The sequence below is a fragment of the Xanthomonas campestris pv. badrii genome, from assembly GCF_012848175.1.
Lineage (GTDB): Bacteria > Pseudomonadota > Gammaproteobacteria > Xanthomonadales > Xanthomonadaceae > Xanthomonas > Xanthomonas campestris_C.
On sequence record NZ_CP051651.1, the window covers coordinates 832,696 to 846,220 of the forward strand.

General features: G+C 67.4%; 10 protein-coding genes and 1 other RNA gene. All 11 read left to right on the top strand.

Features of this window, described 5'->3' with window-relative positions:
- Window positions 1-67: 67 nt before the first annotated feature.
- The gene (locus tag HG421_RS03565; protein WP_169705242.1) at window positions 68-2,149 is read left to right on the top strand and encodes a phosphocholine-specific phospholipase C; all 2,082 of its coding nucleotides are present in this window, start codon (window positions 68-70) and stop codon (window positions 2,147-2,149) included.
- A gap of 215 nt (window positions 2,150-2,364) precedes the next feature.
- Window positions 2,365-4,458 carry a S46 family peptidase gene (locus HG421_RS03570; protein WP_211161818.1) on the top strand — a complete coding sequence of 698 codons (2,094 nt, stop codon included), beginning with the start codon at window positions 2,365-2,367 and terminating at the stop codon, window positions 4,456-4,458.
- 89 nt (window positions 4,459-4,547) lie between these two features.
- Window positions 4,548-5,192: a histidine phosphatase family protein gene (locus HG421_RS03575; RefSeq protein WP_169705246.1), complete on the top strand. Its 645-nt coding sequence runs from the start codon at window positions 4,548-4,550 to the stop codon at window positions 5,190-5,192.
- A 60-nt stretch (window positions 5,193-5,252) separates the two neighbouring features.
- Window positions 5,253-5,324: non-coding RNA, sX9 sRNA (locus HG421_RS03580), on the top strand.
- A 142-nt stretch (window positions 5,325-5,466) separates the two neighbouring features.
- Window positions 5,467-6,765, top strand: a complete 1,299-nt coding sequence (gene folC / locus HG421_RS03585) for a bifunctional tetrahydrofolate synthase/dihydrofolate synthase (protein ID WP_169705248.1) — start codon at window positions 5,467-5,469, stop codon at window positions 6,763-6,765.
- Window positions 6,766-6,833: 68 nt separating this feature from the next.
- Window positions 6,834-7,925, top strand: coding sequence for an SPOR domain-containing protein (locus HG421_RS03590; RefSeq protein WP_169705250.1), 1,092 nt, complete (start codon window positions 6,834-6,836; stop codon window positions 7,923-7,925).
- Window positions 7,926-8,152: 227 nt separating this feature from the next.
- Window positions 8,153-8,902 (top strand): CvpA family protein, encoded by a 750-nt coding sequence (locus tag HG421_RS03595; RefSeq protein ID WP_169705252.1) that lies wholly within the window; start codon window positions 8,153-8,155, stop codon window positions 8,900-8,902.
- A gap of 30 nt (window positions 8,903-8,932) precedes the next feature.
- Complete coding sequence (gene purF / locus HG421_RS03600) at window positions 8,933-10,399, top strand: amidophosphoribosyltransferase (RefSeq protein ID WP_169705253.1); 1,467 nt, start codon at window positions 8,933-8,935, stop codon at window positions 10,397-10,399.
- A 168-nt stretch (window positions 10,400-10,567) separates the two neighbouring features.
- A complete protein-coding gene (locus HG421_RS03605; protein WP_169708073.1) occupies window positions 10,568-11,404 on the top strand; it encodes a ferritin-like domain-containing protein in 837 nt (278 codons plus the stop codon).
- Between the two features lie 280 nt (window positions 11,405-11,684).
- Window positions 11,685-12,938 carry a zinc-dependent metalloprotease gene (locus tag HG421_RS03610; protein WP_169705255.1) on the top strand — a complete coding sequence of 418 codons (1,254 nt, stop codon included), beginning with the start codon at window positions 11,685-11,687 and terminating at the stop codon, window positions 12,936-12,938.
- Between the two features lie 132 nt (window positions 12,939-13,070).
- Window positions 13,071-13,490, top strand: a complete 420-nt coding sequence (locus HG421_RS03615; protein ID WP_169705257.1) for a hypothetical protein — start codon at window positions 13,071-13,073, stop codon at window positions 13,488-13,490.
- Window positions 13,491-13,525: the final 35 nt, after the last annotated feature.

The window sequence follows — 13,525 nt, forward strand, 5'->3', positions numbered from 1 at the left end:
GGCTATACGTGTGCGCTGCGCATCGCGCCACGCGCTGCATCGCCCCGACTTCGGCAAGGCTTTGGTCATGACGTCATCTTCTTCGCGCCGCGATTTTCTCAAGCGGGTTGCCGCGCTCACCGCTGCCGGAGCCTTGCCATCATCGATCGGCCGCGCGCTGGCGCTGCCGGCCAATGCGCGCACCGGCACGCTGCGCGACATCGAGCATGTGGTGATCCTGATGCAGGAAAACCGCTCGTTCGATCATTACTTCGGCGCGCTGCGCGGCGTGCGCGGCTTCGGCGACCCGCACGCGCTGCAACTGCGCGACGGCAACCCGGTCTGGAGCCAGCCTGCCGCCGATGGACGGCGGCTGTTGCCGTTCGCGTTCGATTCGCACACCACCAGCGCACCGCTGATCAAGAGCCTGGATCATTCCTGGAAGGCCGGCCATGGGCAGGACCCGACGCGCTGGGCCGAATACGATGCCTGGGTGCCGTACAAGGGCGAGCTGACGATGGGCTATTTCCAGCGCCAGGACATCCCGTACTACCACGCGCTCGCCGATGCCTTCACCATCTGCGATGGGTATTTCTGTTCGATGCACGGGCCGACCAATCCCAATCGCATGTATCTGTTCACCGGCACCAGCGGCCTGAGCGTGGGCGATCTGCGCGCACAGGTGGCCGACAACGCCGACGACGGCAACTGGACCGCCGACATGGCGCGCGACAAACCCGGTTACGCGGCGATGGGCTGGACCACCTATGCGCAGCGGCTGCAGGCAGCAGGCATCGACTGGCGCGTGTACCAGGAATACGACAACTTCGGCTGCAACTCGCTGGCGTATTTTTCCCATTACCGTGGGCTCGATCCGGCTGACGAACGTTACCTTCGCGCACGCGCGTATGTGCCCGGGTCCACCGCCGACAACGCGGCCACCACGCAGGCCGATCATCTGATTGCCGCGATTGCGGCCGACGTGCAAGGCAATCGCCTGCCGCAGGTGTCGTGGATCATTCCACCCACTGCGTACTGCGAACATCCCGAAGCACCGCCGGCCTACGGCGAGTCGCTAGTGGCGCGGCTGATCGATGCGTTGACCTCCAATCCGCAGGTCTGGGCCAGGACCGCATTGATCATCAACTACGACGAGAACGACGGCTTCTTCGATCATGTGCCGGCGCCGCTGCCGGCGCTGGATGCACGCATGGGGCGCAGCAATGTCGATGTGCGCGGTGAGTCGTACAACGGTGTGCCGGTGGGTCTGGGCATCCGCGTGCCGATGCTGGTGATCTCGCCATGGACGCGCGGCGGCTGGGTCAATTCGCAGGTGTTCGACCACACCTCGGTGCTGCGTCTGCTGGAGCGCCGCTTCGGCGTGGCCGAGCCCAACATCAGCCCCTGGCGCCGCGCGGTCAGCGGCGATCTGACCAGCGTGTTCGATTTCCGCAAGCCGGACGATTCGGCGCTGAGCGCATTGCCATCGATCGACGACTACCGTGCGCGGACCGCTGCGTTGCGCAACAAGCCGTCACCGGTGCCGCCGAGCAACCCTCGCATGCCAAGGCAGGAGCCGGGCCAACGCCCCGCGCGCGCGTTGCCCTATGCCCTGCAGGTGCATGCGCGCGTACACGCCGGCAACGCGCTGCAGTTGCAATTCGTCAACAGCGGCACCGCTGCGGCGGCGTTCAACGTCTACACCAGCAAGGCCAACGGTGGGCCCTGGTACTACACCGTGTTGCCGGGCACGCAGCTCGACGATGTTCCAGTAGGTGCGCTGCACGAGGGGGCGTACGCGCTGCGCGTGCATGGGCCGAATGGGTTCCTGCGCGAGTTCGCCGGCGAGCTGCACTCCGACGCGGTACAGCAGGCCAGCCCCTGGGTTCAAGCGCGACAGGACGGCGATGCGCTGGTGCTGGAGATCGGCAACGCCGGGCAACAGGCCTGTGCGCTGCAATTGCGTGCGCTGGACCATGGCGACCCGACGCCGCGGCCGCTGCAACTGGCCGCCGGCCAGCGGCAGAGCATCCGCCTGCCGCTGGCGGCCAGCGATCACTGGTACGACCTGGTGATCGAGCAGCCGGGTGCGGCTTTCCGCCGCCGCCTGGCCGGCCACCTGGAAACCGGGCGGCCCAGCCGCAGCGATCCCAGCTTCGGGCGCGCCTGAGCCTGGGTGACCCAGCCCGGCCAGCTGCGCATCAAGTGGTCTGCCGCGGTTGCGAGGTAGCGCATCCCTGCCAGCAGTCATGCGTTCGGCTGCAATCGTGAGCGTTACACTGTAACTCTCGCCTGTGCCGGAATCATGCAATGCGCCCACGTCGGCTTGCCGTTTCGCTGTTGTCCACGCTCGCCGTGGCGTCTTCCGCACAGGCGGGCGAGGGGATGTGGGTGCCGCAGCAACTGCCCGATATCGCCGGGCCGTTGAAGCAGGCCGGCTTGCAACTGTCGCCGCAACGGCTGGCCGATCTCACCGGCGACCCGATGGGCGCGGTGGTGGCGCTGGGCGGCTGCACCGCCAGCTTCGTGTCGCCGCAGGGCCTGGTGGTGACCAACCACCACTGCGCCTACGGCGCGATCCAGCTCAATTCCACCGCGCAGAAAAACCTGATCAAGGACGGCTTCAGCGCGGCCAAACCGGCTGACGAACTCAGCGCCGGTCCCACTGCACGCATCTATGTGCTGGACGCCATCACCGATGTCACCACGGCCGCCAAGGCCGCCAAGGCCGCCATGGCGGCGGCTGGCGATGATCCGCTCAAGCGCACCCTGGCGCTGGAGGACTTCAGCAAGCAGCAGATCGCCCAATGCGAAGCGCAGCCCGGCTATCGCTGCCAGTTTTTCAGCTTTGCCGGCGGCAACACCTACCGGCTGTTCAAGAACCTGGAGATCAAGGACGTACGCCTGGCCTACGCACCGCCTGCCAGCGTGGGCAAGTTCGGCGGCGACGTCGACAACTGGATGTGGCCGCGTCATACCGGCGATTTCTCGTTCTACCGCGCCTACGTCGGCAAGGACGGCAAGCCGGCCGCTTACGCAAGGGACAACGTGCCTTACCAGCCCAGGCATTTCCTCAAGTTCGCCGACCAGCCGCTGGGCGCCGGTGACTTCGTGATGGTGGCTGGCTATCCGGGCCGCACCAACCGGTATGCACTGGCGGCCGAATTCGACAACACCGCCAGCTGGACCTACCCGGTGGTCGGCCGCCACCTGAAGGATGTGATTGCGCTGATCGAGCAGGCCGGCAAGCAGAACCCGGACATCCAGGTGAAGTACGCCAGCACCGTTGCCAGCCTCAACAACGCCGCCAAGAATTTCGACGGTCAGCTGGAAGGGTTCAAGCGGATCGGCGCGCAGGCGCAGAAGCAGGCCGATGAAGCCGCCGTGCTGGCCTGGCTCAAGCGGCAGGGCGCCAGCGGCCGCGCCGCGCTCAAGGCCCACGACACCCTGGTCACGCTGGTCGAGCGCGACCAGGCCACCCAGCACCGCGACTTCGTGCTGCGCCAGTTCGATACCACCGGCACGGTGGGCGCGGCGGTAACGCTGTACCGATTGGCCATCGAGCGCGCCAAGCCCGATGCCGAGCGCGAATCGGGGTATCAGGAGCGCGACCTGCCGGCCATCGAAGGCACGATGAAGCAGATGGAGCGCCGCTACGTGCCGGCCATGGACCGGCAGCTGCAGCACTACTGGCTCAGCCAGTACATCGCGCTGCCTGCCGATCAACGCATAGCGGCACTGGACCAGTGGCTGGGCGGCGGCGACGCAGCCGCCGTGCAGGCGGCGCTGGCCAAGCTCGATGCCACCACCCTGGGCAGCACCGAGGCGCGCCTGAAATGGTTGACGGCCGACCGTGCCGCGTTCGAGGCCAGCACCGATCCGGCAATCCGGTATGCAGTGGCGCTGATGCCGGCACTGCTGCAGATCGAGCGCGAGGACAAGCTCGAAACCGGCGAAGCGCTCAAGGCGCGGCCGCTCTATCTGCAGGCGCTGGCCGACTACAAGAAGAGCAAGGGCGAGGCGGTCTATCCGGATGCCAACCTGTCGCTGCGCATCACCTTCGGTAACGTCAAGGGTTACGCGCCCAAAGACGGCATGGCCTACACGCCGTTCACCACGCTGGAGGGCGTGACCGCCAAGGACACCGGCGCCGATCCGTTCGACTCGCCCAAGCCGCTGCTGGATGCGGTCAAGGCCAAGCGCTATGCCGGTCTGGACGACAAGCGCCTGGGCTCGGTGCCGGTCAACTTCCTGTCGGACCTGGATATCACCGGCGGCAATTCCGGCTCGCCGGTGATGGACGCGCACGGCAAGCTGGTCGGCCTGGCGTTCGACGGCAATTGGGAATCGGTGAGCAGCAACTGGATCTTCGATCCGGCCATGACCCGCATGATCGCCGTGGACAGCCGCTACCTGCGCTGGATCATGACCGAGGTGGCGCCCGCGCCGCAGCTGCTGAAGGAGCTGGGTGTGCGCTGAGTCGGCCGGGCCGCAGGGCAGGGAGCGGTTATGATGCGGTCCGGTTTCGCTGCCGCGAGCCGGCCCCTCCCCCAAGGAACTCCCAGCGCATGCGCATCCTGCTTGCTCGTCACGGCGAGACGCCGTGGAACGCCGAAGGCCGTTACCAGGGCCAGATCGATATTCCGCTGTCGCCGGTGGGCGAAGGCCAGGCGCGCGCATTGGGCGAACGGCTGCAGGCCTTGCAGATCACCCGCGCGGTCGCCTCGCCGCTGTCGCGCGCGCAGGCCACTGCCAAGGCCGCCCTGGGTGCGTCGCGCACCTCGCTGCTGCAGACCGATGCCGACCTGCAGGAAATCGCGCACGGCGAATGGGAAGGGTTGCTTGCAAGCGAAATCAACGACAAGGATCCGGCACGCCTGCGCGCATGGCGCGAGGAACCCGACACCGTGCTGATGCCCGGCGGCGAATCGCTGCGCCAGGTGCTGGACCGCAGCTGGCGCGGCCTGGCGCGCGCCGCCGACGGACTGGGCGCCGACGACACCCTGCTGGTGGTCGCGCACGACGCCGTCAATCGCGTCATCCTGTGCAAGATCCTGGGCCTGCCGTTGTCCAGGCTGTGGACCTTCCGCCAGGCCCCGACCACGCTCAACCTGCTCGAAGGCGACGACGTCGAGCACCTGGAAGTGGTGCGCCTCAACGACTGTGCCCATCACACACCGTTCTTTGGTGAGGCCAAGCATCGGGCGCTGTGAGAGCAGCTAGCAAAACGACTGCGCGGCTGCCAGGCGGGCGCCGCCGGTGTTCGGATCGGCATGTACCACGCGTGCACGCCGTTTCCTCCGCGGCGTACGCGCCTGACGACCGCCCGCTACGTGTCGATAGCCGCTCGAAGGCGATCTGACAGGTAGCGCGTCCGGCAGGACGCAACCGCGATGCGTGCCAAGTCACGGCGTTGATAGGGCTCAGACCACAGCGGCATCGCAAGCGCGATAATGCGCGGCGCGACGCACGACATCAGGTAACCCCGTGACCACTCCCACCACACTCTTCGACTGGCTCGCCTACATCGAGCAGCAACACCCCAGCAGTATCGCAATGGGGTTGGAGCGCGTGCGCGAGGTGGCTGCGCGCCTGCAGATCGAAGCGCCAGCCAGGCATGTCATCGTCGTGGGCGGCACCAACGGCAAGGGCTCGACGGTGGCCTTCATCGAGGCGATCGGGCGTGCTGCCGGGTGGAGGGTGGGCGCCTACACCTCGCCGCATCTGCTGCGCTACAACGAGCGCGTGCGTATCGATGGCGAGGAGGCCAGCGATGCGCAGCTGGTCGAGGCATTTGCTGCGGTCGAGGCAGCGCGCGGCGACACCGCGCTGACCTATTTCGAGTTCGGCACGCTGGCGACGCTGTGGCTGTTTCAACACTCCGCGCTGGAGTTGGCGGTGCTGGAAATCGGCCTGGGTGGACGGCTGGATGCGGTCAATATCGTCGACTCGGACGTCGCCGTGATCACCACGGTCGATATCGACCACACCGACTGGCTGGGCGAGGACCGCGAGGCGATCGGTGCCGAGAAGGCCGGCATCATCCGCGCGTGGAAGCCGGTGGTGCTGGGCGAGATCGACCCGCCCTCGAGCGTGCTGCGCCGCGCCTACCTGCTGGGCGCCAATGCGATCCGTGCCGGTAGCGATTACTTTTTCGAGCCGATCGACGCAGGGCAGGGGGAGACCCCCCGAGCCGACGCGCGGCAATGGCGCTGGCGCGATGTGGCGGTGACGCTGCAATTGCCGATGCCGGCATTGCACGCGCCGGTACAGCTGGCCAACGCCGCTGCCGCAATCGCCGCATTGCAGGCGTTGCCGGTGGAGGTGCCCGCTGCAGCCTGGGCGCAGGGCATCGGCAACGCGCACGTGGCCGGGCGATTGCAACGTCTTGAGGTCGATGGCGTGCAGGTCTTGCTGGATGTCGGCCACAACCCGCAGGCCGCACGCGCGCTGGCCGCTGCGCTCGCTGCGCAGGCGCACGCCGGCAGCACGTATGCGATCTACGCCGCGCTGGCCGACAAGGATGCGCCGGGTGTGGTCCAGGCCGTGGCGGCGCAGGTCGATCACTGGGTACTGGCAGGGTTGGACGGAACACGCGGTCAGTCGGCCCAGGACCTGCAGCAACGCCTGCGCGACACTGCCGCCGCACAGGCCGCTTGCCACGCCGATGTTGCTGCGGCGCTGCAGGCGGTGCTGGCCGCTGCCCAGGCTGGTGATCGGGTGCTGGTGTTTGGCTCGTTCCACACCGTTGCCGATGCGCTGAGCGCACTTCGTTCAGCCCGTTAGGGTCGGCGAGCGAGCGCCGGCCTTATAATCGCCGCGGCACCCCGCCACGCCGCCTCTAGCTCTCTTCTGTGGACACTGCTCTGAAACAGCGATTGATTGGCGCCATCGTTCTGGTGGCGCTCGCCGTGATCTTCCTTCCGATGCTGGTCAAGGGCCCTGCGCCGTCCAGCGGCGTGGCCGATGTGCCGCTCGAGGCGCCTGCCGCGCCCGGCAAGGGCGAATTCGAAACCCGCGAGTTGCCGCTGGTGACGCCGGGCGATGCCCCGGCCGGTGGCGCGCTGGGCATGGCCGGCGCACCCGGCGGCCCGGCAACGGTGCAGGACAACCCCGACGCCGCCGATCTGGCCGCGCCCTCCAGCGCACCGTCCGCGCCGGGCGTGGCGGCCGGCAACTACGCGGTCAACTTCGGCGCCTACGCCACCAGCGCCGATGCCGATGCGGTGATCGCCCGGCTCAAGCAGGCGCAGTTGCCCGGTTTCAGCGAAAAGACCCAGATCGGCGGCCGTGAAGCCTGGCGCGTGCGCGTAGGCCCATATGCCGACCAGGCCCAGGCCGAATCGGCCCGGCTGCAGGCGGTGAAGGTCCGCAGCGACGTCAACGCCCAGGTGGTGACGCTGGATGCGAGCGCCAGCGCTCGGCCGCCGGTGGCAACCCCGACCCCGACTCCGTCGGCGCCGGCGCCCAAGCCGGCCAGCAGCACCATTGCCACCGCCGCTGCCACGCCTGCCGCCACCAGCACCGAAAGCCTGCCGCCGGAGTCGGCCAAGCCGGTTGCCGCCGCGCCCAAGCCGGTCCAGGCGCCGAAGCCGGCACCGGCCAAGCCCGAGGTCGCCAAGACCCCGGCAACGCCGGAGCCCGCCAAGCCCGAGACCGCCAAGCCGGCTGCGCCTGCCCCCACCGCTCCGGCAGCGCCGGCCGCCAGCGGCGTCGGGTTTGCGGTACAGCTGGGCGCCTTTGGCCGCGCCGAAGACGCCAATGCGCTGCGCGACCGTGTGCGCGCCTCCGGCTTCAGCGCGTTCGTCGAACAGGTCCGCACCGACAAGGGCGCGCTCAATCGCGTGCGCGTCGGTCCGGTAGCCAACCGAGGCGATGCCGAACAGCTGCGTGCGCAGGTGGCGGCCAAGGTGGGCATTTCCGGCATGGTGCGCCCGCATCCTTGAGATCCACGCAATGCGTCGCGCCGCCATCTGGCGGTTGCGGCAGCACGACGGCGTAGCATGCTGTCTGCGCTATCCACGCGCAGCAGACGCTGCCTTGACCAACGCGTGTGTTCAGCACGCATCTGCTTCACCGAATCGTTCGACCGCCTCACGCCCAGGGAGGGGAAGGCCATGATCAGCCCGCCACGTTGCACAAGCGGCCCGTATGCCGCGCGGAGACCTTGCCGATGATCGACATGGTGCTGGGTGTCATCATCCTGGTGTCGGCCCTGCTGGGCCTGCTGCGCGGCTTCGTCGCGATCGTGGTGGGGACCTTGTCGTGGTTGCTGGCCGGCTGGGCCACGTTCCAGTTTGGCGGTGCGGCCGCGCATTGGCTGGCCGATGGCAGGCAGCCATCGGCCACCGAGTCGTTCGGTGGCTACGCCATGGTGTTCGTCGGCGTGCTGATCAGCGTGGCGGTGATTGGCATGGTCATTCGCGCCGGCGTGGACGCGGTCAAACTCGGTGGCACCGACCGCATGCTCGGCTTCGGCCTGGGCGTGGTGCGCGGCGCATTCCTGGCCAGTGTGCTGGTGCTGCTGATGGGCTTCACCCCGTTGCCGCGCGAGGCGGCATGGCGGCAGTCGGTGCTGTTGCCGCTACTGCAGCCCGGTGCGGGCTGGATGCGGGCGCAACTGCCGGCGTGGCGGATGCCGTCGATGGAGATGCCATCGATGGAACTGCGCAACCTGCCAACGGACTTGGGGAAGTTGCCCTCGGCAGGCGATAATGCGGACCTGGGCAAGGCGCTTGCGGGCTCCGGGCTGAGCGACACCATCACGCGTGCGCTTGGCAAGCAACCCGGCAAGGCCGCCAGCGACGGACGCGATCCGGCGCAGGCGATGCCGGCCAATATCGATCCGGCGCAGGTTCGCGGCGGAGAAAGCGACCCCGCGCGGGTCGAGTCCCATGGCCAGGCAAGGCCACCTTCACAGTAACGGCGCAAGCCGAAGCGGAGAACACGCACCATGTGTGGCATCGTCGGTATTGTCGGCAACCAGAACGTCGCCGGGCAGCTGTATGACGGCCTGACCGTCCTGCAGCATCGTGGGCAGGACGCCGCAGGCATCGCCACTGCAGACGGCACGCGCCTGCGCGTGCAGAAGGCCAACGGCCTGGTGCGCGATGTCTTCGACGAAAAGAAGATGGCCGTGCTCGAAGGCCGCGTCGGCATCGCACACTGCCGCTACCCGACCGCCGGGTCGGAAGGCATGGACGAAGCGCAGCCGTTCTATGTCAACTCGCCCTACGGCATCGCGCTGGCGCACAACGGCAACCTGATCAACACCGAGGCGCTGCGCCAGCAGGTGTTCGAGGCCGACCGCCGCAATATCAACACCGATTCGGACAGCGAAGTGCTGTTGAACGTGTTCGCCTACGAGCTGGATGCGCAGCGCATGCTCACCCCGGAAGCGGCGATCCGTGCCGTGGCCGGCGTGCATCGCCGTTGCAAGGGCGGCTATGCGGTGGTCAGCGTGGTGCTGGGACTGGGCCTGGTCGCGTTCCGCGATCCGCACGGCATCCGCCCGCTGGTGCTGGGCAAGCGCGAGCATGCCGAAGGTACCGAATACATCGTGTCCTCCGAATCGGCAGCGCTGGACATCCTGGGCTATCAGCGCGTGCGCGACGTGCGCCCGGGCGAAGCGCTGGTGATCACCGCGCGCGGCGAGCTGTTCTCGGAAGTGTGCGCGTCGCCGACCAACAACGCGCCGTGCATCTTCGAGTACGTGTATTTCGCGCGTCCCGATTCGATGATCGACAACATCTCGGTGCACAAGGCGCGCATGCGCATGGGCCTGAAGCTGGGCGAAAAGATCCTGCGCCTGCGCCCGGACCACGACATCGACACCATCATCCCGATTCCGGACACCTCGCGCGATGTGGCGCTGGAAATATCCAACGTGCTCGGCGTGAAGTACCGCGAAGGCTTCGTCAAGAATCGCTACGTGGGCCGTACCTTCATCATGCCGGGGCAGGGCGAACGGCAGAAATCGGTACGCCGCAAGCTCAACCCGATCCATCTGGAATTCCGCAACCGCGTGGTGCTGCTGGTGGACGATTCCATCGTGCGCGGCACCACCAGCCGGCAGATCGTGCAGATGGCGCGCGATGCCGGTGCGCGCAAGGTGTATCTGGCCTCGGCCGCGCCGCCGGTGCGCTATCCCAACATCTACGGCATCGACATGCCGGCCGCCGAAGAACTCATCGCGCATGGCCGCAGCGAGCAGGAAATCCAGGAATTTTTGGGCTGCGACTGGCTGATCTACCAGGATCTGGAAGACCTGGAAGTGGCGGTACGCGAAGGCAACCCGGACATCAAGCAGTTCGATTCCTCGTGCTTCAACGGCGAATACATCACCGGCATCGAGCCGGGGTATTTCGAACGCATCCAGCAGCTGCGCTCGGACGATGCCAAGAAGCGTCGCCGCGCCTGAATTGCCGACGCGCGGTGGCCCGGCGCCCATGCGCGTGGGGATGGCGATGGCGGCAACGCGGCCGCAGTGCGACGCAATGGTGCCTGCACCGGCGCGCCTGCCCAGTGCCTGGCGTGGACATTGCGCCAGGCGTGGCACTGCCGATGCGTGCATGCGGATAAGCGCGCAATTGCGCTGTATCACTGCTGCGTACGCATCGTGATAACCGATTTGTTCGACGCTGCTTGCGCGTGCCTGGACGCGTCCGATCCGCTGCAAAAAGTTGCGTTGACCCAGCAGTACGCAGCGGCGTTTCGCGCAGGCCGATTGACGATCGATCCGGCAGCGCCGGCGCCTGCGCCGATCCGCATGCCGGGCCGTCCTGCCACGCCGATCCTGGTGCATCCGCGCGAGCTGCCACGGCGCGGGTTGGGCACGCCGGACGGGCGTGCGGCCTTCATCCACGCCATTGCGCATATCGAACTCAACGCCATCGATCTGGCCTGGGATGCGGTGTACCGCTTCCGCGGGCTGCCCGATGCGTTCCACGCCGATTGGGTGGCGGTGGCCGACGACGAATCGCGGCACTTCATGCTGCTGCGTGCGCGGTTGCAGGCACACGCGCGCGACTACGGCGATTTCGCCGCGCATAACGGGCTGTGGGAAATGTGCGAGAAGACCGCACACGACGGACTGGCGCGGATGGCGCTGGTGCCGCGCGTGCTGGAGGCGCGCGGGCTGGATGTGACACCGGCGATGATCGTCAAGCTGCGCTCGGTGGGCGATGCCGCCACCGCCGACGTGCTCGAAACCATCCTGCGCGAAGAAGTGGCGCATGTCGCCGCCGGCTCGCGCTGGTACCGCTGGTATTGCGAGCGGGCCGGCATCGAGCCGCGCGCCCGCTTCAAGACGCTGCTGCGCGAGTACGCCGGCGGCTACCTGCATGGACCGTTCAACGTCGAGGCACGGCTGCTTGCCGGTTTCGATGAGGACGAGCTGGCCAGCCTGGTGGAGCAGGCCGGCTAGGCAGCGTGCGGCGCCGGGACGATGTCCCTGGCGCGCCGAGTACCCGCGCATCCGCAGCCCCAAGACACGCGACTGCGTATCCCTGCCGGACAGGACTGTGCGCTGGTTCCCCCCGCGTCACTGCCGGAATCGCATCCAGTGGCCGCCAGGCATCACAGAACTGTAATTTTCCGTTGTAACAACTTGCAATCCGTACATCCACGCGCGCCCTAATGGCGTCCCGGGGACAGGGGCCCGGTGTTTCACATCCGTAACTTCCATGTCTTAGGAGAGAGAGACGATGAAGTCGAAGTCGATGTGCACCACAGTGGGTCTGCTTGCCATGTGCCTGGCCGGCACCGCCGCCGCTGCGGGCAAGCCGCTGTACCAGGCCGGCCCCGCGCTCAGCCGCAGCGCCGCTGCCACCGTCACCGCCGAACCCTCGCTGCAACGCCTGTTGAGCGCACCGTCCACTGCCAATGCGCAGGTGGTCCAGCTCGATGCGGGTGCAGTGGCCGCTGGCGAAAAACTGCTGGAATTGCAGCTGGACGGCCAGACCATCACTGCCACGCAGGCCAAGGTGGATGCATTGGAGGGCGGCGACAGCGTCTGGTACGGCAATCTCGGCCCACGTGCCGGCACCCGTGCGCGCACGTTGTCCGGCGTGGATCCGCTCAATTCGGCCATCCTGGTGCGTAGCGGCGACACCGTCACCGGCACCATTCGCTATGCCGGCAAGTTGTACCGCCTGCGTCCGCTGGCCGATGGCCGCCACGTGCTGGTGCAGGTCGACGAGCAGCGCATGCCGCAGGAGCATCCGGCCGAGTACAGCCTGTTGCCCAGGTTCGACATGCCCGGCGACGGGCGCGTGACCACCGCTGCTGCCTCATCCGGCAGCCCGGCCACCATCCGCGTCCTGGTCGTGGCCACCAACAAGGCCGTGACCGCGTATGGCGGCAACATGCAATCGCTGGTGCAGCTGGCGGTGGCCGAGGCCAACCAGGGCTACATCAACAGCAACGTCGGCATCACCTTGCAGCTGGCGCGCTACGAGACCACCAGCTACACCGAAACCGGCAACTTCACCACCGACCTGCAGCGCTTCCGTGTGACCAACGACGGTTACATGGACAGCATCCACACCAGCCGCAATACCTACACCGCGGACGTGGGCGTGATCGTGCTGGACAACAGCAGTTACTGCGGCCTGGCCTCGGGCATCGGGTCGAATGCGGCCAGTGCCTTCGCCTCGGTGTACTGGGATTGCGCGACCGGCTACTACAGTTTCGCGCATGAAATCGGCCACCTGCAGAGCGCGCGTCACGATGCCACCAACGACCCGAGCACCTCGCCTTACGCCTACGGCCACGGGTATCGCTACGGCAACAGCTGGCGCACCATCATGGCCTACGACTGCACCAGTGGTTGCCCGCGCCTGAACTACTGGTCCAATCCCAATATCAGCTACAACGGCGTGCCGATGGGCAATGCCAGCACCGCCGACAATCAGCGCGTGCTGGTCAACACCAAGGCCACCATCGCCGGCTTCCGCTGACGCCGTGCCTGCCGTTCCCGTCCCGGCACCGCTCAGGTGCCGGGACGGGAACGCTACTCCCGCACACGATGATCGCGCAGACTACAGACACCGCCGGCACCCGCCGGCCACGTCCTGTCCAGCGGAGTCCTCATGTCCACGTCCTTGCGTTATGCCCTCGCGTGCCTGGTCGCGCTGGCCATTGTCGGCTGTCGGCAGCAACCGGCCGAGCCCGCCGCCAGCACGCCCACGCCTGCCGCGGCAACGCCGGCGGCAGTGACCGGCAACGATGCCGAGGCCCGCGCGCTGCATGTGCTCGAAGCACGGCTGCAGCGCGATCATGCGTATCCGGACAACTGCATCAGCATCCTTACCGAAGCCGGCGATACACCTGCCGCGGATGCATTTGAATTTGCCGTCCACGAACGCCACGGCAATGGCTGCCCCGGTGATCCGCAGACCAGCCCGGTGCGCGATCGCTTCCGCGTGCAGGCCGACGGCACGGTGCTGTGGTACGACGTGGTCAACGCCGATTTCGTCGACTATGCCGAGCGCGCGCGTAGCCTGCAGTAGCGCCGTGCGCTCGCCACAGGCGTCTTCAATACCGT